Source organism: Microbacterium sp. NPDC090003, assembly GCF_044748385.1.
In the GTDB taxonomy this organism is placed as follows: Bacteria; Actinomycetota; Actinomycetes; order Actinomycetales; family Microbacteriaceae; genus Microbacterium.
The window spans coordinates 1,534,218-1,555,688 of record NZ_JBIVFW010000001.1 but is presented as its reverse complement, the minus strand read 5'-3'; the positions used below and the strand labels follow the sequence as shown (position 1 = coordinate 1,555,688).

The 21,471-nt window shown below is 69.0% G+C and carries 26 protein-coding genes; 16 read left to right on the top strand and 10 right to left on the bottom strand.

Annotated features, from left to right (window positions below; all coding sequences use genetic code 11):
- Positions 1 to 14: 14 nt before the first annotated feature.
- From ACIPVN_RS07550 to ACIPVN_RS07490, 13 genes are all read left to right on the top strand, one after another.
- Positions 15 to 1,313, top strand: coding sequence for a hypothetical protein (locus ACIPVN_RS07550; protein ID WP_400441552.1), 1,299 nt, complete (start codon positions 15 to 17; stop codon positions 1,311 to 1,313).
- Positions 1,310 to 1,903, top strand: coding sequence for a hypothetical protein (locus tag ACIPVN_RS07545; RefSeq protein WP_400441549.1), 594 nt, complete (start codon positions 1,310 to 1,312; stop codon positions 1,901 to 1,903). The genes ACIPVN_RS07550 and ACIPVN_RS07545 overlap by 4 nt, the downstream gene beginning before the upstream one ends.
- 37 nt (positions 1,904 to 1,940) lie before the next feature.
- Positions 1,941 to 2,612, top strand: a complete 672-nt coding sequence (locus ACIPVN_RS07540) for a hypothetical protein (protein WP_400441546.1) — start codon at positions 1,941 to 1,943, stop codon at positions 2,610 to 2,612.
- A 57-nt stretch (positions 2,613 to 2,669) separates the two neighbouring features.
- The gene (locus tag ACIPVN_RS07535; protein ID WP_400441543.1) at positions 2,670 to 3,266 is read left to right on the top strand and encodes a hypothetical protein; all 597 of its coding nucleotides are present in this window, start codon (positions 2,670 to 2,672) and stop codon (positions 3,264 to 3,266) included.
- 130 nt (positions 3,267 to 3,396) lie between these two features.
- Positions 3,397 to 3,684 (top strand): WXG100 family type VII secretion target, encoded by a 288-nt coding sequence (locus ACIPVN_RS07530; RefSeq protein ID WP_247623521.1) that lies wholly within the window; start codon positions 3,397 to 3,399, stop codon positions 3,682 to 3,684.
- Between the two features lie 76 nt (positions 3,685 to 3,760).
- Positions 3,761 to 4,063 carry a hypothetical protein gene (locus ACIPVN_RS07525; protein ID WP_247632977.1) on the top strand — a complete coding sequence of 101 codons (303 nt, stop codon included), beginning with the start codon at positions 3,761 to 3,763 and terminating at the stop codon, positions 4,061 to 4,063.
- Complete coding sequence (locus ACIPVN_RS07520; RefSeq protein WP_400441540.1) at positions 4,060 to 5,187, top strand: hypothetical protein; 1,128 nt, start codon at positions 4,060 to 4,062, stop codon at positions 5,185 to 5,187. The genes ACIPVN_RS07525 and ACIPVN_RS07520 overlap by 4 nt, the downstream gene beginning before the upstream one ends.
- Positions 5,184 to 5,825: a hypothetical protein gene (locus ACIPVN_RS07515; protein ID WP_400441537.1), complete on the top strand. Its 642-nt coding sequence runs from the start codon at positions 5,184 to 5,186 to the stop codon at positions 5,823 to 5,825. The genes ACIPVN_RS07520 and ACIPVN_RS07515 overlap by 4 nt, the downstream gene beginning before the upstream one ends.
- A 4-nt stretch (positions 5,826 to 5,829) precedes the next feature.
- Positions 5,830 to 6,495 (top strand): hypothetical protein, encoded by a 666-nt coding sequence (locus ACIPVN_RS07510; protein WP_400441535.1) that lies wholly within the window; start codon positions 5,830 to 5,832, stop codon positions 6,493 to 6,495.
- A 122-nt stretch (positions 6,496 to 6,617) separates the two neighbouring features.
- Complete coding sequence (locus tag ACIPVN_RS07505) at positions 6,618 to 6,905, top strand: WXG100 family type VII secretion target (RefSeq protein WP_247623521.1); 288 nt, start codon at positions 6,618 to 6,620, stop codon at positions 6,903 to 6,905.
- Between the two features lie 150 nt (positions 6,906 to 7,055).
- Positions 7,056 to 7,376 (top strand): hypothetical protein, encoded by a 321-nt coding sequence (locus ACIPVN_RS07500; protein WP_400441532.1) that lies wholly within the window; start codon positions 7,056 to 7,058, stop codon positions 7,374 to 7,376.
- On the top strand, positions 7,357 to 9,045 hold the full coding sequence (locus ACIPVN_RS07495) for an alpha/beta hydrolase (protein WP_400441529.1): 1,689 nt from the start codon (positions 7,357 to 7,359) through the stop codon (positions 9,043 to 9,045). Before ACIPVN_RS07500 ends, ACIPVN_RS07495 begins: the two co-directional genes overlap by 20 nt.
- 41 nt (positions 9,046 to 9,086) lie before the next feature.
- Entirely contained in the window at positions 9,087 to 9,719 is a 633-nt protein-coding gene (locus ACIPVN_RS07490; RefSeq protein ID WP_400441527.1) for a hypothetical protein, read from the top strand.
- Between the two features lie 7 nt (positions 9,720 to 9,726).
- On the opposite strand, the gene ACIPVN_RS07485 is transcribed toward ACIPVN_RS07490, so the two are convergent.
- From ACIPVN_RS07485 to ACIPVN_RS07475, 3 genes are all read right to left on the bottom strand, one after another.
- Positions 9,727 to 10,197, bottom strand: a complete 471-nt coding sequence (locus tag ACIPVN_RS07485; RefSeq protein ID WP_400441524.1) for a recombinase family protein — start codon at positions 10,195 to 10,197, stop codon at positions 9,727 to 9,729.
- A 77-nt stretch (positions 10,198 to 10,274) separates the two neighbouring features.
- Positions 10,275 to 10,616 (bottom strand): response regulator, encoded by a 342-nt coding sequence (locus ACIPVN_RS07480; RefSeq protein ID WP_400441521.1) that lies wholly within the window; start codon positions 10,614 to 10,616, stop codon positions 10,275 to 10,277.
- A gap of 121 nt (positions 10,617 to 10,737) precedes the next feature.
- Complete coding sequence (locus ACIPVN_RS07475) at positions 10,738 to 11,727, bottom strand: malate dehydrogenase (RefSeq protein WP_400441519.1); 990 nt, start codon at positions 11,725 to 11,727, stop codon at positions 10,738 to 10,740.
- Between the two features lie 45 nt (positions 11,728 to 11,772).
- Here ACIPVN_RS07475 and ACIPVN_RS07470 point away from each other — a divergent pair, with 45 nt between their 5' ends.
- Positions 11,773 to 12,660 carry a neutral zinc metallopeptidase gene (locus ACIPVN_RS07470; RefSeq protein WP_400441517.1) on the top strand — a complete coding sequence of 296 codons (888 nt, stop codon included), beginning with the start codon at positions 11,773 to 11,775 and terminating at the stop codon, positions 12,658 to 12,660.
- 19 nt (positions 12,661 to 12,679) lie between these two features.
- On the opposite strand, the gene ACIPVN_RS07465 is transcribed toward ACIPVN_RS07470, so the two are convergent.
- From ACIPVN_RS07465 to ACIPVN_RS07455, 3 genes are all read right to left on the bottom strand, one after another.
- A complete protein-coding gene (locus ACIPVN_RS07465; RefSeq protein ID WP_400441515.1) occupies positions 12,680 to 14,431 on the bottom strand; it encodes an aldehyde dehydrogenase family protein in 1,752 nt (583 codons plus the stop codon).
- A gap of 28 nt (positions 14,432 to 14,459) precedes the next feature.
- Positions 14,460 to 15,836, bottom strand: coding sequence for an MFS transporter (locus ACIPVN_RS07460; protein WP_400441513.1), 1,377 nt, complete (start codon positions 15,834 to 15,836; stop codon positions 14,460 to 14,462).
- A 175-nt stretch (positions 15,837 to 16,011) separates the two neighbouring features.
- Positions 16,012 to 16,275, bottom strand: coding sequence for a glutaredoxin family protein (locus ACIPVN_RS07455; RefSeq protein WP_247623511.1), 264 nt, complete (start codon positions 16,273 to 16,275; stop codon positions 16,012 to 16,014).
- An 81-nt stretch (positions 16,276 to 16,356) separates the two neighbouring features.
- Between ACIPVN_RS07455 and ACIPVN_RS07450 the strand changes: the two genes are divergently transcribed.
- Complete coding sequence (locus ACIPVN_RS07450) at positions 16,357 to 16,749, top strand: SIP domain-containing protein (RefSeq protein WP_400441510.1); 393 nt, start codon at positions 16,357 to 16,359, stop codon at positions 16,747 to 16,749.
- Between the two features lie 4 nt (positions 16,750 to 16,753).
- Here ACIPVN_RS07450 and ACIPVN_RS07445 read toward each other — a convergent pair whose 3' ends face one another.
- Positions 16,754 to 17,203, bottom strand: a complete 450-nt coding sequence (locus tag ACIPVN_RS07445; protein ID WP_400441507.1) for an adenylyltransferase/cytidyltransferase family protein — start codon at positions 17,201 to 17,203, stop codon at positions 16,754 to 16,756.
- 193 nt (positions 17,204 to 17,396) lie between these two features.
- Here ACIPVN_RS07445 and ACIPVN_RS07440 point away from each other — a divergent pair, with 193 nt between their 5' ends.
- Entirely contained in the window at positions 17,397 to 18,563 is a 1,167-nt protein-coding gene (locus ACIPVN_RS07440) for a glycosyltransferase (protein WP_400441504.1), read from the top strand.
- On the opposite strand, the gene ACIPVN_RS07435 is transcribed toward ACIPVN_RS07440, so the two are convergent.
- The 3 genes from ACIPVN_RS07435 to ACIPVN_RS07425 form a co-directional block, all read right to left on the bottom strand.
- The gene (locus ACIPVN_RS07435; RefSeq protein ID WP_400441502.1) at positions 18,517 to 19,776 is read right to left on the bottom strand and encodes a hypothetical protein; all 1,260 of its coding nucleotides are present in this window, start codon (positions 19,774 to 19,776) and stop codon (positions 18,517 to 18,519) included. The genes ACIPVN_RS07440 and ACIPVN_RS07435 overlap by 47 nt on opposite strands.
- A 14-nt stretch (positions 19,777 to 19,790) precedes the next feature.
- Entirely contained in the window at positions 19,791 to 20,438 is a 648-nt protein-coding gene (locus ACIPVN_RS07430; protein WP_400441499.1) for a DUF4232 domain-containing protein, read from the bottom strand.
- A 66-nt stretch (positions 20,439 to 20,504) separates the two neighbouring features.
- Positions 20,505 to 21,437, bottom strand: coding sequence for a glycosyltransferase family 2 protein (locus ACIPVN_RS07425; RefSeq protein WP_400441496.1), 933 nt, complete (start codon positions 21,435 to 21,437; stop codon positions 20,505 to 20,507).
- Positions 21,438 to 21,471: the final 34 nt, after the last annotated feature.

Genomic DNA, 21,471 nt, shown 5'->3' with positions numbered 1-21,471 from the left:
GGAGGGGCGGGAAGATGCAGACGCACAGAGGACGCGATGTCGAGGTGGTCGCGGGGGATGCCGCGGCGATCTCTACGCGAGGGTCGCAGATCACCGAGCTCGGCGAGAGCATGGTCGAGGCGGCGAGCACTCTCGAGGGCATCAAGGACGGCACGATCGTCGGTCGCGGATATGCGATGGACAGGATCAAGGAGGTCATCGACGACGTCCACAAAGACCTCGACGAGGCCGGTCGGCGCTACACGCCGGCGGGGTCGACCCTCTCCGCCTACGCGACGGCGCTCGCCCAGGTGCAGTCGCGCATGCAGACGGTGGTCGCGGATTGCGAGTCCAGCCTCACGGCCCTGCAGACGGCGCAGTCGGACGCGGCGGATGCATCGGCCGCGCTGAGCTCCCACAACACGAACACGCGGCTGAACCCGCCGGAGGAGGACGCCGCGGCGGCCAACACCGCTGCGGGGCAGGAGCTCGCTTCTGCGGCATCCGGAGCCCAAAGCGCTCTGAGCACGGCATCGAGCGATCACGATGACAACCTCGCCGCTTTCGACGCCGAGTACGACACCTGGCACGAGGCGTACGAGACGGCCGTGTCGGGACTCACGGATGCCAATGACATCGGCAAGGACTCCACCTGGGAGGACATCGCGGGAGTCCTCGCGGTCGTCGCCGAGTGGGTGAGCTGGGTCGGGCTCGCGATCGCCGTCCTCGGCCTCATCATCGGGGGCCCGTTCTTCGCGATCGCGGCGCTGGTCGTCGGCGTCATCGCGCTCGCTCTCACCGTCGCGCTCATGTTCGACGGTCGCAAGGGCTGGGGCGATCTCGCCTGGGCGATCGTCGGGGTCTTGCCGATCGGGAAGCTCGGTCAGGGGCTCGGGAAGTTCTTCAAGGCGATCCCCAAGCAGCTCACCGGCCCACTCGGACAGATCCAGAGCATCCGGGGGATCGTAGCGAAGCCGGGCAATTGGCGTGCGGCGAGCAAGGCGAACTTCGCGGAATTCGTGCAGAACGTCTCGCGGACGCGCATGACTGGACCGTTCACACTGGCCGGACTGGGACAACGCTTCCTCGGCGGCGCGAACAGATCCTTCACCGTCTCTTTCCAGGAAGCAGCCGCGGTCGGAACCGGCTACGCGAACCGCCTGCGGCCACAACTGCCCGAGGCCCTTCGCTCGGTGATGGACGCGAGTCCTCCCACGCTGTTCGAGCAGGCATGGAACGTCTACAAGTGGGCGGACAAGGGCGTGGCCATGACCAACGGGCGACCGTCCGGTGGCCTCTCGCCCGCTGGCCTGCTGAACGGGATCACCCGATGACGCCGCTTCCCGTCGAGACGGCGACCGACGCGCGATGGGACTTCGCCTACGACGACGAATGGTTCCTCCCGCTGCCGACCGCCCGCGATCTCGCGAGCGACGGCGGAGTGGAGGCGTGGGTCGACGCGGCGGTCGAGCGCTACGCGTCGCGTTCGACGCTCACCGATGGCGATCTCGACGCGATCCGCCTCACCGCGCAGGGTCTCGCAGGGCTCGCGGGCAACGCCGCGACGCAACTCTGGTTCATCCCCCGAGGGGTGTACAGCGACGTCCTCGTCGAGATCACGGTGGCGGATGCCGAGGCGCTCGATGAGCGCGCCGTGCTGGAGGAGATCGCCACGCTCCCCGACTCGGCGGCATCCGAGCTGATTCAGCTCGAGACCGACTCGCACGGCAACGGATTCCTGCTGCGCCGCACCTCCGCCGTCGTCGTCGACGGCGTCGCGCGCCCGATCGCCAACTGGACGGTCATGCTCCGTGCGGGAGAATGGGTCATCATGATCGAGGCGATGGGCTCGACGCTCGAGTCCTTCGCCCTCATGGAGGAGCACATCCTCCGCGTGATCGACGGCATCACCCTGCCGGCGTGATCGCCTTCCCGGACCGACCATCGCGAGGAGCCCTTCGGTGAACGAGATCAACGACCTCGGTGTCGAGATGCGGTTCGGCGTGCCACCGTTCCGCCTGGTGCTCCCCCCGGGCTGGGTGCGGCACGTTCCCACCAACGCCGCGCAGCAGGAAGACGTGCGCAAGGCGAGTGCGATCTTCATGCAGGCCGGGCGTCCCGACCTCGACGCCGAGTTCCGCACGATGATGGCGCAGGTCAATCAGGTCATGCGCAACACCAAGGTGTTCGCCGTCTATCGGCAGCAGGACGTGCCGATGGAGGAGCTGCTGCCGCTCTCGATCACGGCTTCGCTGCTCACGGCCGCGCACGGCGAGAACCTCGACGGCTGGGTTACCGAGGCCTTCCGGCTTCGGGGCGCTACGTTCCTCGACGACCACGTCAAGCACATCGTGCGGTGGATGACCGAGGCGAAGCGCCCGTCCGGGGCGTCGTCGATCGAGGGCGTCGGCGGCCGCACCATCACCTACGTCATCCCGGTGCCGGGAACGCAGCGCCGTAAAGCCCTCGTCTTCACGTCCACGATCGTCATCCCCGACGGCGATGTGCTCCCCGCCGAGGTGATCGACGAGCTGGCTCTGCTGAGCGATTCCATCGTCTCGACGTTCGCCTGGGAGCGGGTGGCGGAGGAGGACGCCGTACCAGCGGGTTCGTCGGATGCGGTGCCGGGTTGAGCGCACGAACCCTCTCGGTGCGGTAGCGGTCTGACCGCCGCGTTGACGGCGGCGGTGATGCTCGGTCCCCCGGGCCGCAAGAACGCGTATATGGATCCGGAGCTCGCGATGTCGACGGCTCTCATCGCCGGAGCGGTTGCCATCCCCGTTCTCCTCATCGCGTTCCTCCTGCGGGTGCCGGACGTTCAGAGCGCCCGCGTCGGCGAGACCTCGTCCGTGCTGGTGGGTATGCTGTGCGTCGCGATGCTCGCGATACGCCTCGTTCTCGGGACCGGCGATGACCGCGGGTTCAGGGCGGAAGACCTCGCGATCTGGCTGCCGATGACGGCGGTGATCGCCCTCCTCATCGCGGGAGTCACGATCCGGAGCGACCTGGTGCGGCGTCGGGATGCCGCGCCTTCGACCGGCGCGCGAGCATCCGTCGATCCCGGCGACCTGCGTCAGATGCGCCGCGACGCCGAGTGGGCGGCGTCGTCGTCCTCGCCGACGGCGACCGATAAGGCCGTGTGGTCCCGCCGACTCGATGCCCTGGCGAGCGCCGGCATCGACGCCACGACCATCGCCCAGGCGCGCACGCTCGCGCCCGCCGCCTGGGTCGCGTGGCTCGCCTACGACGGCGAGATCGATATCGCCGGCGTCATCCCCCGCCCCTGAGTCCGGTTCTTCGCCCATCGCGGATGCGGGATGGGGAGGTCTCCCCATCGACGGTGGGGGTGGGGGTTGTTAGGTTTGTGGGTATCGGGCCGGAGGGGTCCGGTTCATTCGATTTCCGGAGGTGTGGACGATGGCCGATTTCGGTGCGTCTTATGCAGAGATGGAGCAGGTGGCGTCGTCGCTGTCGCAGGCTCGTGATGACATTCAGGGTCAGTTGGACACGCTGAAGGGTCAGGTAGACACCCTTCTGGGTGAGGACTTCAAGACGCAGCATGCGTCGGGCAAGTTCGGTGAGGGTTACACCGAGCTGACGACGGGTCTGAAGACCGCGGTTGATGGCATCAACGACATGTCGGAGTCGCTGCTGGGCATGATGCGTGCGATTCAGGACCTCGACACGCAGCTCGCCGGCAGCTGACCGAGCGTTCTTCACGGGGCGTCGACCGACGAGGTCGGCGCCCCCTTTCGATCGGTGAGCAGGGGAGGGGGCACGCATGCCTGATGTGAGTATCGATTACTCGGCCATGGAGGCCAGCAAGACCGCGTATGCGAACATGCGCACGTCGTTGGATGCCGCGACCAGCGCTCTCGGCAGCGTCTCGGCCTCGGCCGTCCCGCAGCAGGAGCTGCGGCGCCGTCTCGAAGACCTCCACGATTCGTGGGGCGGAGGCATCGACAAGCTCGGCCGCTACGCCGAAGATGCGAGCACCGGCCTGCAGGGCATCCTCGAGGCGTTCCGCGGGCTCGATTCCGAGCTCGCCGCCAGTATGGAACCCGAGGAGGGGGCATCCGCATGACCTCGTTCCCCGCACTGGGATTCGATCCCGCTCCCGGCAACCTCGGCGAGCTCGAGGGCTTCGTGCTCGGGCTCTCGACCGGCTGCGACAGCGTCGACGATGCGCTCGCGATGCTCAACGGCGACGATGACGCCGCCTGGACGGGCGAGGCCGCCGTGGCGTTCCGCGCCGCGATGAGCGAGGACTTCCGACCGCACCTGGTCGACACCGGTTCGGCGCTGCGCACCTCCCGCGATGCGCTCAGCACCTGGATCACCCAGCTCACCGGGTACCAGCAGCGCGCCCGCGAGCTCGAGGAACGGGCGGCCACCGCCGCCGCCTCGGTGAGCAGCAAAGCGACCGCGAAGGACCAGGCGGTCGACGGCGCCGACGCCGAGGATGCCGACCCCGACGCCGTCTCGAACGCGACCACGGCGCTCGCGACGGCGCAAGGAGCGCTCGACGACGTCATCGCCGAGGCGCAGCGCCTCAAGATCGAGGTCGACGACGACGCGGCGATCGCCGCGCAGCACCTCGTGAGCGCGAGCGACACCCTCAACTCCTACGCGGGGAACGCGTTCTCGAACTTCCTCGAGGGGGCGGGCGACTGGCTGGCGGACGCCGGCGAGTGGCTCATGGACAACGTGGTGCCGATCCTGGAGGACATCCTCCGCGCGGCACTGCCGATCATCGCCATCCTCTCGATCTTCATCCCGGTACTCGGTACCGTGGCCCTCATCATGTCGATCGCGCTCGTCGCGATCGACGGTCTCCAGGCGCTCACCGGCCGCGGGTCGTGGGCCGACTTCGCGATCGGCGCGGTCGGACTCCTCGCCGGTGGTCTGCTGGGCGTCGCGGCGAAGACGCTCATCGGCCCCGGCGGCGCGGTGCTCATCCCGTCGATCCAGCGCATGACGCCGGCGCTCGCCGGTGGCGGCACGGCGGCCGGAACCCTCGCCGTGACGCTCAACATCAACATGAGCAACATGGTGGCCAACACGTACTGGATGTTCAACACCGCCAAGGATGCGCACGACAAGGGCCAGGACTTCACCGACAGCCTGTTCGGACCGTGGCAGAACCTCGCCGAGCGGGTCGACAACACGGTGCACGGCAACGGCCCGAAGACGGACGCCGAGCTGTGAGCGTCGAACAGGCCGCCGGCCACCGGGTCTGGCAGCGGATGCCGCAGGGCTGGATCGAGTTCCGCGCGATGGGGGAGCGCACGCCGGAGGAGTGGCTGGAACGCTACCTCGAGGGCGGCAAGGGATGGCTCCCCGACGAGGCGCGAGAGGCGATCGTCGCCGGCTTCCATGAGGGCGTGCGCACCTTCGCCGACACCGACTTCGATTTCGCCGGGGTGTCGATCGTGCTCGGCGAGCGGCCGGCGGTGTCGTTCCTGTGCACGAATGTGGTCGTGACGCGTCCGGAGGACGCGATGGATGCCGTCTCCCTGCACCGTCTGCTGCCGCTCGGCCGCTTCGGCGACGACGCGACCGCCGAGACCTTCGCGTCGCCCGACGGTCGAGTCGGTACCGTGACGAGCGGACTGGTGTCGAGCGGAGGCCTGGACACGGTCATGACGGTCGGCGAGATCCGTCTCCCCGACGAGGTGGGGACCGTGGTCGTGATGGGGCTCTGCTCCGATCGGACGCAGCGTCAGGAGCTGGCCGTGATGACGGCCTTCGCGCTGTCGATGACGCAGTACCTGCCCGAGGGGGTCGAACCGGAACTGCCGGAGGGCGCACGATTCGAGACCCCGCTCGACGACGACCTAACCTGACTACATGCCCTTCGCGCTCATCCTCCCGGCTTCGCGTCCGCTCATCGCCGAGGCGGGAGCCGACGACGCTCGTCCTGTCGAGGCCGACCGCGCCGCCGCGGCCCTGCGTGCGGACTTCGAGCGCTGGTCGCGGTGGGGTCTCGGCATCCTGGGTTTCGCGCTCGCCGCGGCGGGCTCGTTCGTGGCGGTCGGTCTGATCGAGACGGTGCGGATGCTGGGGGGCACACCGGCCGGCGTCGACCTGGTGGCCATCGTGGTCGCCGTCGTCGTCGCTCTGGCGGGCATCGCCCTGCTGGGGCTGCTGTGGTGGTCGGGGCGGCGGCTCCTCTCCGCCGCGACCTGGTGGATGCGTCTGCCGTACACGCGCGGAGGGCGCCAGCGTCGCGCCGGAGGCTGGCTGCAGGCGCGCACCGTGAACTTCGAGCCGCGGGTGTTCGTGCGGATCGCGACGGCGAGCCTGGCACTGCTGATCGCGGTGGGCGGGATCGCCCTCTTCGTCCGCGATCTCATCGAGGGCACGACCTCGATGACCGCGGCGGCGGGGGTCGCCGGTGTGATCGCCGCGCTCGCCGGGATCGGCCAGATCGGCGGGGTGATGCGGATCGTGTCCGGTCTCTCGGAGCGGGACCCGCTCTGGGTGCGGATCCGATCGGGCGTGATCGGCCGCTGACCTCCCCGTCACTCGCGGCTCGATGGGGAGGTCTCCCCATCGACGGGGGTGGGGGTTTTTCGTAGGGTGGTTGTTATCGGGCCGGAGGGGTCCGGTTCATTCGATTTCCGGAGGTGTGGACGATGGCCGATTTCGGTGCGTCTTATGCAGAGATGGAGCAGGTGGCGTCGTCGCTGTCGCAGGCTCGTGATGACATTCAGGGTCAGTTGGACACGCTGAAGGGTCAGGTGGACACCCTTCTGGGTGAGGACTTCAAGACGCAGCATGCGTCGGGCAAGTTCGGTGAGGGTTACACCGAGTTGACGACGGGTCTGAAGACCGCGGTCGATGGCATCAACGACATGTCGGAGTCGCTGCTGGGTATGATGCGTGCGATCCAGGACCTCGACACGCAGCTCGCCGGCAGCTGACCGAGCGCAGTTTTCGAGGGGTCGACGGTTCGCCGCCGGCCCCTCGTCGTGTCCCACACCCGGCCGCTGGCGCGGGGCGGATGGGGAGTCCTGCCCATCGAGACATCCCGATGTGCGCCGCTAGGGTGAAAACAGAGAGAGCACCGGGGGGTGAAGATGTCGGACGTCGAGATCGACAAGGCCGCGCTCGAAGGGGCGATCCTGCAGATCGACCTTTCGATCGGCAATTACGTGATGTATGCGAACGACATCTGGGCGCGCGACACCGGCGTCGGCAACCCAGTGGGGCGCACGAGCCTCCGGGTCATGCTCGAGAACGCACTCGGTCAGGCGTCGATGGAAGCGAAGGCGCAGCACCTCGAGGGCGTCGCGATCAGCGATCGCCTGAAGAGCATCAACGAATCCTTCGACGATCTCGACGTCTCGCTCGGTAATGGATGGGATGCCGACTATGTCGCTGACTTCTCCTAACCGCGGCTGGCCGCTCGAGGAGATCGAGTACGACAGCGGCTCCCTCGAAGGCATCCATCGTGACCTCGAGAAGCTGATCGACGAGGGCGGCAACGCCCGCATCGTGCTGCAGAACATCGACGGAGGGCTGGAAGGTCGCGGCGACAGCATCGACCGCGTGCAGACCGAGTCGGGTGCCCTCGCGAGCAGGATGAATCCGACGATCCTCACCCTCCGGCGCATCGCCGATGTCGTCCGCGCCTACGGCGAGGCCGTGGCGCAGCACGCGAAGGCGGCGAACGATCTCATCGACGACATCGAGGCGGCCCACGCCGCGAAGGAGACGGCCGCAGCGGATCTCGAGTCCGCGGAACTCGCCCAACGGCAGTGCACGCCCGACGACACCGCGCAGACCCGCCATACCGCCGAGCAGGGTGTGACGGATGCCGAGAGCGGTCTCGCCTCGGCCACCAGCACCCTCGACGATCTGTGGGAGCAGTGGGAATCGGCGTACTCGCTGTGGGATGAGGCCTATGGGGCTGCGATCTCGGGCCTGGTCCGCTCCGATGGCACGACCCTCAGCGACTCGACGCTCTCGGCGATCGATGCGCTCGCGAACGCCGACAGCCCGGCCGAGGTGGCCGAGATCTGGGACAGCCTCACCGATGCGCAGCGCGCGGCGCTGGCGCGCACCTACCCGGAGTTCGTCGGCAACCTCGAAGGCGTTCCCTACCTCGACCGGTTCCTCGCCAACAAGGCCGCCTACGACCGGGTGATCGAAGGCGGCCCGTATGGCGAGCCACTGGACTCCCAGTTGGCGAATCTCGGTGCGGAAATGGCCGACTTCGACGGTCAGCTGCTGATGTTCCATCCGTTCGAGCATCCGCAGGCGACCGCCGCTGTGATGTACGGCGTGCGCATCGTCGACGACGAGGGCAACCCGGTCGATCCGATGGACGGCATCACCAACGTCAACGTGTTGGTGGGGGGAATGTTCTCGAGCCTCGCCGACCTCAGCGACTGGGGGCAGAGCGCCCGTGACCTGAACAGTTATGCGAACGAGTACGGCGGAGGAGTGCAGTCGGCGACGATCGCTTGGTACGGGTATGACTCTCCGAACTTCGCGACCGAACACACGATGGGCAGCGCCACCGAAGGGGCGGCGACGCTCAGTTCCACTTTGCGCGGACTCGACAACGAGGTGTCCTCGCGGGTGACCACATCGGTCATCGGGCACTCCTACGGCAGCACGACCGCCTTCCTCGCGGTGGGCGGTGCGCCCGACAATCTCGGCGTCGACAACCTCATCGCGGTCGGATCGGCGGGCGTCCCCGACGGCTACCATCAGAGCTGGACCGGCGACGCGCCGATGGACTACTCCGGCACGCAGATCTACGCTTCCCGTGCTCCCGACGACTGGGTTGCGAGGTACGGCGAGCACAGCTCCTTCGGCCACGGGACGAATCCCGAGGAACTGCCGGGTGCGGTGAGTTTCGAGAGCGACGGGGGCGAGGTCCCGAGTCTGGGGGGCGGCACCGAGATGGCGGTCGGCACGCCCGGGCACGCGGCTCACGACGGAGGCAACACCGGCGTGGAGTGGTGGCAGGAGGACAACGGCTACCTTTCCGCCGATTCGGAGTCGTTCCGTAACATTGCCAACATCGTCGCCAATGGCGAGCCGATCAGTTGACCGCTTCGCGGCGACCACGCAAGCGTAGTGGAGGAGTGCAGATGAGGAAGCGCTGGCGGATGTCCGCTGTTGTGGCGGTGTTGGCGCTCGCCCTCACCGGGTGCGTGAACGGAGGAGACGGAATGACCCCTACAGGTGACGAGCTCGTCGCACAGGCGAAGCAGCACTACTTCGACTACCGGTCCATCACGAACGATGTCCAAGCGCTCATCTATGACGGGCCCTGGGAAGCGGAGATCGGCTCCTTCGGGATGCAGCCCTCAGCCGCAGGGTGCGGCGACAACGGTTACAAGTTCGATCTCACACGCACGACGCAGGTTGATCCGGACGCGCAGGATGCGATGCGCGACGAGGTGCGACGCTATCTCACCGATGCGGGCTTCGAGGTGGAGGGTCAGGAGCTCGGCTCAGGCGAGGTGCAGTCGTCCGATGTGATCGTGCGCCGGCAAGGGGACTTCTCGCTGCTGATGGTGACGTTCATCGCCAACGGCTCCGTACTCGTCAAGGCGAATACGAAGTGCTGGCCCGGGGACCGGAACGAGATAAGCCAGGAGATCTTCGGTGGCGTCACCTTGTCGGAGGGCTACCTGCCACGGAAAGAGTCGCCGAGCGATCCGCTCTTCTTCGGCGTGACCCCGGGTGAACCGTCGTTCGCGCCGACACCTTCGCCGTAGGCGTACGTCAGCGCGCGAGATCCGCCAGGTGGCGCGCGTCGTGGTTGAGGACCTTCACGATGATCCCGCGGCGGCGGAGCTCGGCGACCGTGCGCGACTCCTCCTCGCCATCGCGTCCGAGTGCGTGGGTGTTGGCGACGACCAGAACATCGCCCGGGCGCAGAGTGTCGATGAGTCGAGCGAGTCGATCGCCCCAGCTCTCGAGGATGTCGGGCGCCGGGTGACGGAAGCCCTCGATCGGCACACCGAAACGTGTGAGGTCCTCGCGTTGCTGCACGACCGGGGGCATGCCCTCGCGGGAGACGACGAGCCCGACCAGGCGGGAACCGTCCGGTCGCGCGAGCCAGAAGTCGCGGTTCTGCTGCAGCTCGGTGAAGCACTTCGGGCACTCGGCTGCGGCGTGCGGCAGGTGCAGCGGGCTGGTGAGCGCGTCATCGACGGATGCCGTGCCGGTTGTCCGGTCTGTCGTATCGCTCATGGGCGCACCTCCGCAATCCATTGTGCCCTGTCCGAGGCCCGGATCCGTATCGAATCCGCAGACGGAGCGGATGCCGCTCACAGCTGTTGCAGGCGACGCGGAGGCCCTTCGAGACGGGCGATCGTGATCTTCACGTCGACCAGCTCGTGCTCGACGCCGAGGAGGCGTTCTTCCACCCGGTCGATTCGGGCGTCGACGCGGTCGAGTCGGGCGTCCACCTGGTCGAAACGACGGTCGACCTGCTCGAATCGCGCATCGACCTGCTCGAATCGCGCATCGATCCGTGAGTCCATCTGCTCGAATCGGGCGTCGAGGCGCCGCGTCTGATGCGCGAGCATCGCGCCCACACCGCTCAGCACCGTCGCCGTGAAGGCGAAGAGGGCGATGATCATTCCGATCGTGTCAGGAGACAAGGTCACCGGTCCATTCTGCTCTGCGGAGCGACATCAGTCCAGTAACCATACGTGGGCGAATAGTCCTCGTGCGGAGACGGTGAACAACTGTGTTATCCACAGTTTCACGCCGGAAGAGTGGGTCAGATCAGATCAGACCGAGCGAGCGCACCGCATCGCGCTCCTCGACGAGCTCGGCGACCGAGGCGTCGATCCGCCGCCGGGCATCCTCACCGATCTCCAGACCCTCGACGATCCGCCACTCCCCGTCGATCGCCCGCACGGGGAACGACGAGATCAGCCCCTCGGGCACTCCGTACTCGCCGTGCGAGACCACACCGGCCGAGGTCCAGTCCTCGGTGCCGTGCACCCAGTCACGCACGTGGTCGATCGTCGCGCTCGCCGCCGAGGCGACCGACGACGACCCGCGCACCCGGATGATCTCGGCACCTCGCTTCGCGACCCGCGGGATGAACGTCTCCTCCAGCCACGTCGGCACATCGCCGACGATCGCGGCCAGGGCATCCGCCGCCGGTTCGCCCGCCACGGTCGTATGCGACACATCGGGGAACTGCGTCGCGGAGTGGTTGCCCCAGATCGGCAGGCGCGCCACCGTCGCCACCGGCACTCCCAGGGTCTGTGCGAACTGCGCACGCGCCCGATTCTCATCGAGGCGGGTCAGCGCCGTGAACCGCTCGGCCGGCACACCGTCGGCGGATGCCGCGGCGATCAGCGCGTTGGTGTTCGCGGGGTTGCCGACAACGGTGACCCGCACGCCCGGTGCCGCGTTCGCGGCGATCGCGGCCCCCTGTGGTCCGAAGATGCTCCCGTTCGCGGCGAGCAGGTCACCGCGCTCCATGCCCGGCCCGCGGGGGCGCGCGCCCACCAACAGCGCGAGGTCGGCGCCGTCGAAGCCGACCGCCGCGTCATCCGTCACCTCGACGTGCTCGAGCAGACCGAAGGCGGCGTCCTGCAGCTCGAGCGCCGCGCCCTCCGCCGCCCCGATCCCCTGCGGGATCTCGAGCAGCCGCAGTCGCACATTCTCGTCCGGTCCGAGCAGGTCCCCCGCCGCGATGCGGAACAGCAGCGCATAGCCGATCTGTCCGCCCGCGCCCGTGATGGTGATCGTCGTGGTCATATGCCGAGCCTACGTCCGTCCGAGGGGCGGAGTACCCTCGGAGCCATGACGTTCAACCCCGACGCCGATCTGTCGACCAACACCACGCGCCGCCGCGGCCGCAACGCCGCCATCGCGGGCGGTGCGGGCGTCGGCGTGCTCGGGATCATCGCCCTCATCGCCGGGCCTCTGCTCGGGATCGACCTCACCGGGCTCCTCGGCGGTGGCACCTCGCCCGGCGGCTCGGGCGCGGGATCGGGCGAGTCGGTGATCGAGAACTGCGACACCGGACAGGACGCGAATGAGAACGTCGACTGCCGCATGGCCGGGGCGCAGGTGGCCCTCGATGCGTTCTGGGGCGACAACGTCGAGGGCTACGTGCCGCCGAAACTTCGAGTCGTCGACGGGTCGACGTCGACGCAGTGCGGCACCGCGTCCAACGCGGTCGGTCCCTTCTATTGCCCGCCCGAGCAGGGCGTCTACGTCGACCCCACGTTCTTCTCGCTCATGCAGCAGCAGTTCGGGGCATCCGCCGGTAACCTGGCCCAGCTCTACATCGTGGGGCACGAGTGGGGCCACCACATCCAGAACATCGTGGGCACGATGGACCAGTACCCGAACAACGGCACCGGTCCCGGCAGCAACGGCGTGCGCATGGAGCTGCAGGCCGACTGCTATGCCGGTGCCTGGATCGGGCGGATCTCCGAGCAGACGGATGCCGACGGCACGCCGTATCTCGTGAAGCCCACCGAGACCGAGATCGAAGACGCGCTGAATGCGGCGGCGGCGGTGGGCGACGACCACATTCAGGAGATGTCGGGTGTCTCGAACCCCGAGAGCTGGACGCACGGATCGAGTGAGCAGCGGCAGTACTGGTTCGAACTGGGTTTCACCGAGGGCCTCGGAGTCTGCGCCGAGACGTTCACCCGCTCGGTCGACGACCTCGAACCCTGATATCGCGCCGCGAGAGCCCTCAGGCGCGCAGCGCCGCGAGCAGGGTCTTCACGAGTCCCGGGATACCACCGTTCGCGCGGAAGCGCGTGAGCCCTTCGCTCACCTCGGCGCCGGTGCGCGAGGTCACGAACCAGGGTGGAGTCGGCAGGATCGTGAACCGGCCGTCGCCCTTCGACAGGCTCAGGGACCCGACCAGCGCCCGTGGGAACGGTCGGAACGGCCCGCGCAGCACCGATCGCTCGACCCGATCGAGCAGCAGGGCGTTGTGCACAACGCCGATGCCGCTGCCGACGTCGTCGATCGTGCTGCCCGGGAACGCGCCCCAGGTCAGCGTCGGGGTGATGAACGCGAAGCCGGTCCATCCGTTGATCGCGATCGATCCGTATCGCAGGGCGGCGATCGCCCGCTCGAAGCCGGTGCCGAGCGACTTCTCGGTCGCCGGGTCGATGAGCAGGTTCGCGCCGAGCGTGCCCTGCAGCTCGTCGTTCGCGTAGGCGACGGCGGCGTCGAGGAACTCCTGGCCCGTCCCGGCGACGTTCACGACGCCGAGGACCGGGGCGAAGTACTCGGTGCTCTGCAGCGCCGAGGCGTCGTCATCACCGTCGATCTCCACGAGCAGCCGGTCGCCGAGCACGAGGGCATCGGGGTAGGCATCGGATGCCTGGTGCATACGGTTCGTCGATCCCGGGTACCAGGTGGGGCGCTCGGGAGCGCTCGCGTATGCGCGACGCAGCGCGGCGCGGAAGGCATCCGCCTGGTCCCAGTCCTCCGAGAGGATCACGACCTGCCCGGCGATGCAGTTGTGGCCGCTGTTCTGCAGCCGCATGGTCGCGACGTGTTCGGCCTGGTAGCGCAGGTCGGCGTCCGTCCATTCGCCGGGCACGACGATGATCGGCGAGACCCCGCCGAGCTCGGCCGTGATCGGCTTCGACATCGACGGCTTCTTGCGGCGGGCGCCGCGTGCGTTCTTGGGGCCCCAGACGATCGCGTCGAACGTCGCCGCGGACCCGGTGATGTGCACGTGCGAGAGGTCGGGATGCGCCGTGAGATATGCACCGACCGCCGGGCCGCCACGCAGGATGCGCAGGAACCCCGGCTCGATGAGCGGGGCGAGCGCGCGCTTGTAGATCGGTACGAGGGGATCCTGCGTCGGGTTCACCTTGAGCAGCGCCGTGCGGTTCGAGGCGAGCAGCTCGTAGAGCACATCGAGCACGGGGATCGAGGTGACGTTACCGGCGCCGAGCACGAGGCCCACTCCGCCGGAGACGCTCGGGGTGCGCTGGCCGAGCCCCGCGGCGGCGCGAGCCGCGCGCGGCGTCGTGCCGGGTTCGAGCCAGACCTCGCCGGTGAACCCCGACAGCAGGAAGCGGTCGATGCCGGTGAGGGGGAACGCGTGCACGCGCGTGCGGCCTCCCGGAGCGCGATCGATGGTGACGCCGTCGAGCGGATTGGCGCCGCGGGCGATCCGCGAGAGCGTCTCGATATAGGCGTCGAGGGCGCCGAGCACGCCGTAGGGCCCGCTCAGCCATTCCTCGCCACGGAGCGGATGCCGAGCATCGAGCCCCTTCGTCGCTGCGGCGGTCGTGGCCCAGTCCTCGGCGGTCGCGGCCACGCTCGTTCGCACCTGACGCAGCAGCGTCACGCGCTGCCCGATGGTGAGCGCCGACCACACGCGGGCTCCGGTCTGCAGGTCGGTGATCGCCGTGTCGAGTCGCGCGCGCTCGCTCTCACCGATCTCGGGGGTGGTCGTGGCGACGGGCGTGGAGGTCACGGGCGGCTCCTTCGAACGGGATCCCAGCTTATGCGTCGATGTCGTGGCGGCGCAGGCGGTAGCGGCGAAGAGGCAGCAGGCTCGCCAGCATGATCAGCGCGGGAAGGATGCTGAAACTGAGCACGATGCCGGTGATGGCGGCATCCGGTTGCTCGGTCGTCGCCCCGGCGACCGTCGAGACATATCCCGTCAGAGCGAGGGTGAGTGACACGGTCGTCGCCCCGAGTGCGAAGCCGACGGTCTCCCCGGCGGTCCAGATGCCGGTGAAGGTACCTGCGCGTCCGCTGCCGTGGGTGCGCTCATCGTGCGAGATCACGTCGGGCAGCATCGCCATCGGCAGCGACTGCAGCCCGGCGTAGGCGATGCCGGCCACCGCGACGGAGCCGTAGATCCAGACACCGGGCGTCCAGACGGCGATCGTGAGCGATGCCGCGGCGAGAGCGAAGAGCACGCTCGCGATCCCGAATGCCCGCTCCTTGCCGACCCGTCGGGCGACGGCGGTCCAAGCGGGCGTCGCCACGAGTGCGGGGCCGACGAGCGCGACGAACACGAACGTCACCGCGTCCTCCGAGCGCAGCACCCAGGTCGCCATGTACTGCGCCCCGGCGAGCATGGTGCCGGTCGCGAGTGCCTGCAGCAGGAACGCACCCAGCAGTGCGCGGAACGGCTGGCTGCGCCGCAGCGCCCGGAACCCCGCGGCGTACTGCTCGCGCATGCCGACGGGCGGGGTCGCCAGGGTCGCGTCCTCGGCGCCGCGTGCGGCCGCGGCATCCGCTGTGCGCGTCGCGACGAGCATGCCGATGCCGATGGCGAGACCCGCGACGATGCCCATCACCAGGTATCCGAGGACAGGGTCGTCGCCGGCCTTGCGCAGCGCGGGGCCGCCCGCGCCGAACAGGAGGATGGATGCCGTCAGCACCACGACCCGCCACCCGAGCAGGCGCGTGCGCTCGTCGTAGCCATCGGTGAGCTCGGCGGGCAGCGCCACGTACGGCACCTGGAACAGGCTGAACGCGGTGGCGGTGGCGAGGAAGGCGAGCAGCACGCACACCGCACCGGCGATCGGCCCCCACGACGGCGGCACCGCGAACGTCAGCGCGAAGAAGAGGGGGAGCGTGACGGCGCCGAGCACCATGAACCCGCGACGCGAGCCCGAGCGCGCGAGCTGGCGATCGGACGCCGCGCCGATCAGCGGGTCGATCACCACGTCCCAGATCTTGGCGGCGGTCACGATGACCCCGGCGGCCAGTGCGGCGACTCCGAGGTTGTCCGTGAGGAAATACGTCAGCACCAGCCCGGGCAGCGTGGCGTAGCCGCCGGTGCCGACGGAGCCGATCGCGTACAGCAGGATCGTGCGCGCGGACAGGCGGACGGATGCTCGTTCGGGCCGAGCCTCTGTGCTCATCGCGCCAGTGTAGCGGTGGGCGTTCCTCGTCTCCTCGCCCGGCACGACTTCGGAGATTTCACGCGACACGCCGTCGAATCGGATGCCGGCGCGGCGTGGCGCTGCGGATCTCCGAAGTTGTGCGAGCGGCGCGTCAGCTCTCGCTCACGGCCCGTCGAGGGGGCCCGCCCCGCGCTCAGATCAGGGAGAGCTCGCGCAGCTTCGCCTCGACGTCGGCGTTCGACGGCTCGACCTGGTGAGAGGAGTCCGGGTACAGGACGACGGGGATGTTCGTGCGGCCGGAGATGTCCTTCGCCACGTCGGCACCGGAGGGGTCCGCGACGAGATCGACGTAGGTGTACTCGACGCCGAGGTCGTCGAGCTGCTTCTTGGTGCGGATGCAGTCGCGGCACCAGTCGGCGCCGAACATCGTGATGGTGGATTCAGCAGGAGAAGTCATGAGACAAGCGTAGAACGCCCTGACGGGGAGAGGGCCGAGAAGGGGTTGTCGGTAAGGGTAGCCTTACCTATAATCGAAGCCATGAACCACGCGAGCGAGCATCTGGACGATCCCGACTGGGAGAACATCGAGGGTGCTGTGCTCGTCGCCGGAGACGCGGCGGACGCCGGGGTGATCGCGGGGATCGCCGCGCGCCTGCCGTGGGACGCGACCGGCGTGATCCTGCTCGAAGCGGCCGCGCGCATCCAGATGCGTCACATCGATGTGCCCGACGGTGTCTCGGTGCGCTGGCTGGTGCGCGGCGACGGCATCCGTGCGCACACCAAGGGCGAGCGCCTCGCCGGCGCCGTGCACTCGTGGTGCGTCGAGTGGGCGTGCAGCGAGCCGCCGGCGCAGTGGACCGTCTGGCTGGGGCCGCACACGCCACCCCACGTGGCCCGCATGACCCGCAGCCTGCTCGGCGTATCGAACTGAGGCCCTAGCGTGCGAGCGCCGGTGCCCCCGCACCCGCGGTGATCGCGTCGAGTGCGCGTCGCAGCGACGAGCTCGAGGTGTGCGCCGTGTACGGGAAGTACACGACCTCGACCCCGACCGCCGCGAACTCGTGCTCGAGGCGCAGCCCTTTCTCGGTGCCGCGCCAGTCGTCGCCCTTGAAGAAGTGCGTGAAGCGCACGTTCTCCCAGGCGTCGAGCTTCGACGGCGTCGTCTCGACGTGCACGTCGTCGACGAACGAGATGTGCCGCACGATCTCCGCGCGCTCCGCCGTCGGGATGACGGGCTCGATGCCCTTCACCTCGCGCAGCATCTCGTCGCTCACGACGCCGGCGATCAGAATGTCGCACTGCTGCTTGGCGTGGCGCAGAAGGTTCAGATGCCCCACGTGGAACAGGTCGAAAGCTCCCGCGGCATAGCCGATACGCGTCCCCATGATCTCCCCAGATCAGTGATTCCCCAGTAGGTGGATCCCCATCCACCTGCGACTCCCACAGTCGCATGGGTCAGTCTAGACCTCCCGCACGCGAAAGCGCACCCCCGGATCCGGGGGTCGGGCCAGGTTTCGAGTGCAGAGGAACCCGTGGCACGATGAGATGTCGCACAGCGGCACGCGCAGAGGGGGCGACATGGACACGAAGGTCACGGTCATCGTGCCCACCTTCAACGAACGCGAGAACGTCACCGAGCTCGTCGCCCGCACCGCCGCCGCACTGGTGGGGTACGACGCCGAGATCCTGTTCGTCGACGACAGCAGCGACGACACCGCCGACGAGGTCGCGCGGGTCGCGGCGGATGCTCCGTTGCCCGTGCGCGTGATCCACCGGGTCGAGAACACGGGTGGACTCGGTGGCGCCGTCGTGGTGGGTCTGGAGGCCGCGGCATCCGATCTCTGCGTCGTCATGGACGGCGACCTGCAGCATCCTCCCGAGCTCCTGCCCGCCCTGCTCGCCCGGCACGCCGAGGGCGACGCCGACGTCGTCGCCGCCTCGCGCTATATCGGAGGCGGCGACACGAGCGGTCTCGGCACGGCGGTGCGCTTCGGCGTCTCGCGCGCGGCCACCTGGCTCACGCGGGCCATGTTCCCGATCCGCCTCGCCCGCAGCACCGATCCGATGACCGGGTTCTTCCTCGTCGATCGCAGCAGGCTCGACCTCGCGACGCTTCAGCCGCAGGGCTTCAAGATCCTGCTCGAGATCCTCGCCCGCACCGATCTGCGCATCGCCGAGGTGCCCATGGAATTCGCGGAGCGACGTCACGGCACGTCCAAGGCGAGCCTGCGCCAGGGCGGCACGTTCATCGCGCATCTCGCGCGACTGCGCTTCGGCAAGATGTCGCTGTTCGCCCTGATCGGCGCGGTGGGCGCCGTCGCGAACCTCGCCATCATGTGGCTGCTCACGGCGGCCGGCGTGCCGTACATCTGGGCCGCGATCATCGGGGCGGGCGTCACGATCGTCGGCAACTTCCTGCTGCAGGAACGCTTCGTCTTCGCCGACATGCGCACGCACGCCCGCGGGGTGTGGCAGCGCTTCGCGGCGTCGTTCGCGTTCAACAGCATCGAGGCGGCGCTGCGCATCCCCGTGATGGCGCTGATGGTCGAGACCTGGCACATCTCCAGCGTCCTCGCGACGGGGCTCTCCCTGATCGTCGCGTTCTTCGCCCGCTTCCTGTTCCACTCGCTGGTGGTCTACGCGCCCCGACGCCGGGGGCAGAGCGGCGAGCCGAAGCCCGATACCGCGACACTGCGCATCATCCGCGCGATCGACGAAGAGGCGATGCGTCCGGGCGAGCTCTGACCTCGCTCGCCTCGCTGCGAGACGCGAGCCGCGCCACCGGGATCGCGGTGAGCGCGAAGAGCAGCGCGAGAGTGCGCGACGACGTCAGCAGTGGGCTGAAGAACGTGTCCCACGCGCCGAGCAGCACCAGCCAGATCGCGATCCCGGCGGCGGCCTTGACCGAGACGCTGCGCGCGACGGCGTAGATCGCGCACCCGATCAGTGCGACCGCGAAGATCGCTCCGACCGGGCCGAAGCGCAGCCACAGGTCGCCGACCACCGAGTGCACCTCGTACTGGCCGCCGAACATGTATCCCTCGACGTAGCCGTTGTCGGGGTCGTAGTTGAGCTCGCTCATGCCGGTCTTCGCTATCCACACGTCGTGCGAGACGGGGAGCACCCCGCTGCCGAATCCCTGCGGCCGTTCGGCGACGAGCGCGGTCGCCGCTCCGAGTTCGGGGCGTCCGCCGGCGATCAGCGACCCGGAGGTGTCGATCTGCGCCTGGGTGCGCTGCTGGGCGGCGTCGCCGAGCGCCCCCTCCAGGATCAGCGCCTGCAGCAGGCTGAAGGCTGCGAGGCTCAGCACGCCGAGCAGGACGAGCGTCTGCATCGGGCGCGGTCGGCGGGTTCCCGGCGGCATGAACATCTGCCACAGCACGATGACGGCGGCCAGGAGCAGGAACGACGTCATCGACCGGGAGTCCGATGCCAGGCACACCACGGCGAGCCCGCCGAGTGCGAGCAGGTCGAGCCACCGCCGTCCGCTCGTCGCCGTGAGACCGAGCACGATGATGATCACGGGCACCGCGAGCGAGTACTTCCAGAGGTTCGCCGAGTTTCCGCCCGTCAGCGCCACGTTCGTCAGCGCGCCGACGCCGAACGCCACGGCGGTACCGCCGAGACCGATCTGCGTGCGCGCCCACAGCAGCACGCCGATGCCGCCGGCGAGCGAGAGCAGCGTGAAAGTCTGCTCGAGCAGCAGGCTCGTCGACACCGGGCGCATGGTCTCGAACAGCGTGAGCACCCCGCCCCACACCGCGGCGATCGCGGCGAGGGCGAGCAGCAGGCGGGCGAAGCGGAACCGAGCCAGCACCTGCCACCACACCGGCAGCAGCACGACGGCGGCGATCAGCGAGAGGCTCACGCCCGGTCCGAACTGGTACCGGACCGCGGTCGCCGCCGCAGCGGCCGCCGCGACGATCGAGGTGGTCGTGTACCGCTCGGCGCGCCCCATGGCGGGTGCGCCGATCAGCGCAGGTCTCCGCGGAACACGGCGACCTTCGCGCCGAACAGGTAGTCCACGGTCAGGGTGACGTCGTCGCGGTCGGCCTCGGGCACCGAGAACAGGTAGGTGCCGTCGGCGGAGTCGCCGGGTGCCACGGTGCCCTCGAACGGTGTGCCGCCGGGCTGGGTCAGCGTGCCGGCCGGCGCACGATCCTCGCCGATGTACGCGTTGACCGCGACGTACTCGAGGTCGAGCGACTCGTCACCGGTGTTCGTGATCCGCACGGTCGCACGGATCGCGGGACCGGAGGTCTCACCCGAGAGGGTGGCCTGGCCGTCGACGGCCTGCAGCGACGACAGCGTGATCTCGATGCCCTCCTCGGTGACGATCGTCTGGTCGGGGGCGACCGGGCTCAGTTCGGCGAAGGGCTCGTCGGTCGCGCCGGCGGCGGGCGTCGGCGTCTGCGTCGGGCGCGGGGCATCGGGATCGACGATGTCGCGCGGAGGCGTGGTGGGAGTGGTGGATGCCGAGGGCGTGCTGCTCGGCGTTCCGGCGAGCAGCGGCGGCACGAAGATCGCGCCCAGGATCGCGAGCGCGATCACCACGACGAGCGCCGATGACGTGATCCAGACGCGCCGTCGATTCGGCTGCGTCTCTTCGGTTGCGTCCATCGCAGACCCCCTGCTCCCCGTGTGTCCCCATCCGGCGCCGCGATGACGGCTGCCGGTGATGAGAGTTTAGACCGCGGGCCCGCGCTCCGAACCAGCCTGTGCAAGAAGTCGCCGTCCGTCGCGCACCCCGCGCCAGGCCGCGCGCAGCGGAGCGATCGGGCGGAGGAACTGCCGACGTCCCCCGCGCAGCAGTACCTGGCGTGCATTGCTCCAGGCGGTGCGCGACCAGGCCTCGGCATCCGCTCCGTCGAGCAGCAGACCGGCGAAGAGCAGCCGGTTGCGGATGTTGTAGTAGTAGTACAGCTCGGACTTCGCCTCCGGCCGCTGGGTGCTCGCTCGATGCGTACCGCCCTCGTCATGCACCGCCAGAGCGTCATCGACGACGAGCAGGCGCGCCCCCGCGCGGGCCGCGCGCACCGAGATGTCGACGTCCTCCCAGTACAGGAAGTAGGCGTCGTCGAAGCCGCCCGTGAGGTCCCATGCCTCGCGGGTGAACCACAGGCAGGCTCCGCTGAGCCACGGCAGGCGCCGGGCGTCGGCGTGCTCGCGGCGGCGACGCGGCCCGCCCATCGATCCGTCGTCGAGGTATACGTCCATGCCGGCGAACCACACGCGACCCGCGGCGTCCTCGACGCGCGGCGAGGCGACGCTGGGCCCCTCCGCGGTCGCCGCGGCCAGGGCGGCGACCGAGCGACCGTCGATCCGGGCATCCGGATTCAGGAGCAGGATGTCGGTGACCCCGAGCTCGTCGAACGCCACCGCGGCACCGGCGTTCACTCCGCCGCCGAACCCCGCGTTGTCGTCCATCGGCACGAGCCGCCACCCGTTCGCGACGCTCAGCGCCTCGACGTGTGCGCGCTCCTGCGGAGTCGAGCGGTTGTCGACGACGACGATCCGCGCGTCCGGCACCGCCGCGCCGGTCCTGGTCAGGTTCTCGGCGAGAAGGCTCGCCGAGGCGTAGTTGACGACGATGATCCCCAGCATCCGTCCCTCGTCCATTCGTGCATCCTCCCCGTCGCCACGAAACCCACGG

What these genes read in the sequence shown, in the direction of transcription:
- ACIPVN_RS07430 (WP_400441499.1), bottom strand. Translation starts at nt 20,438, where the DNA reads ATGGACGCAACCGAAGAGACGCAGCCGAATCGACGGCGCGTCTGGATC.
- ACIPVN_RS07550 (WP_400441552.1), top strand. Translation starts at nt 15, where the DNA reads ATGCAGACGCACAGAGGACGCGATGTCGAGGTGGTCGCGGGGGATGCC.
- ACIPVN_RS07510 (WP_400441535.1), top strand. Translation starts at nt 5,830, where the DNA reads ATGCCCTTCGCGCTCATCCTCCCGGCTTCGCGTCCGCTCATCGCCGAG.
- ACIPVN_RS07450 (WP_400441510.1), top strand. Translation starts at nt 16,357, where the DNA reads ATGAACCACGCGAGCGAGCATCTGGACGATCCCGACTGGGAGAACATC.
- ACIPVN_RS07435 (WP_400441502.1), bottom strand. Translation starts at nt 19,776, where the DNA reads ATGGGGCGCGCCGAGCGGTACACGACCACCTCGATCGTCGCGGCGGCC.
- ACIPVN_RS07505 (WP_247623521.1), top strand. Translation starts at nt 6,618, where the DNA reads ATGGCCGATTTCGGTGCGTCTTATGCAGAGATGGAGCAGGTGGCGTCG.
- ACIPVN_RS07490 (WP_400441527.1), top strand. Translation starts at nt 9,087, where the DNA reads ATGAGGAAGCGCTGGCGGATGTCCGCTGTTGTGGCGGTGTTGGCGCTC.
- ACIPVN_RS07470 (WP_400441517.1), top strand. Translation starts at nt 11,773, where the DNA reads ATGACGTTCAACCCCGACGCCGATCTGTCGACCAACACCACGCGCCGC.
- ACIPVN_RS07455 (WP_247623511.1), bottom strand. Translation starts at nt 16,275, where the DNA reads ATGACTTCTCCTGCTGAATCCACCATCACGATGTTCGGCGCCGACTGG.
- ACIPVN_RS07440 (WP_400441504.1), top strand. Translation starts at nt 17,397, where the DNA reads ATGGACACGAAGGTCACGGTCATCGTGCCCACCTTCAACGAACGCGAG.
- ACIPVN_RS07495 (WP_400441529.1), top strand. Translation starts at nt 7,357, where the DNA reads ATGTCGCTGACTTCTCCTAACCGCGGCTGGCCGCTCGAGGAGATCGAG.
- ACIPVN_RS07475 (WP_400441519.1), bottom strand. Translation starts at nt 11,727, where the DNA reads ATGACCACGACGATCACCATCACGGGCGCGGGCGGACAGATCGGCTAT.
- ACIPVN_RS07485 (WP_400441524.1), bottom strand. Translation starts at nt 10,197, where the DNA reads ATGAGCGATACGACAGACCGGACAACCGGCACGGCATCCGTCGATGAC.
- ACIPVN_RS07445 (WP_400441507.1), bottom strand. Translation starts at nt 17,203, where the DNA reads ATGGGGACGCGTATCGGCTATGCCGCGGGAGCTTTCGACCTGTTCCAC.
- ACIPVN_RS07525 (WP_247632977.1), top strand. Translation starts at nt 3,761, where the DNA reads ATGCCTGATGTGAGTATCGATTACTCGGCCATGGAGGCCAGCAAGACC.
- ACIPVN_RS07460 (WP_400441513.1), bottom strand. Translation starts at nt 15,836, where the DNA reads ATGAGCACAGAGGCTCGGCCCGAACGAGCATCCGTCCGCCTGTCCGCG.
- ACIPVN_RS07520 (WP_400441540.1), top strand. Translation starts at nt 4,060, where the DNA reads ATGACCTCGTTCCCCGCACTGGGATTCGATCCCGCTCCCGGCAACCTC.
- ACIPVN_RS07530 (WP_247623521.1), top strand. Translation starts at nt 3,397, where the DNA reads ATGGCCGATTTCGGTGCGTCTTATGCAGAGATGGAGCAGGTGGCGTCG.
- ACIPVN_RS07535 (WP_400441543.1), top strand. Translation starts at nt 2,670, where the DNA reads ATGCTCGGTCCCCCGGGCCGCAAGAACGCGTATATGGATCCGGAGCTC.
- ACIPVN_RS07545 (WP_400441549.1), top strand. Translation starts at nt 1,310, where the DNA reads ATGACGCCGCTTCCCGTCGAGACGGCGACCGACGCGCGATGGGACTTC.
- ACIPVN_RS07425 (WP_400441496.1), bottom strand. Translation starts at nt 21,437, where the DNA reads ATGGACGAGGGACGGATGCTGGGGATCATCGTCGTCAACTACGCCTCG.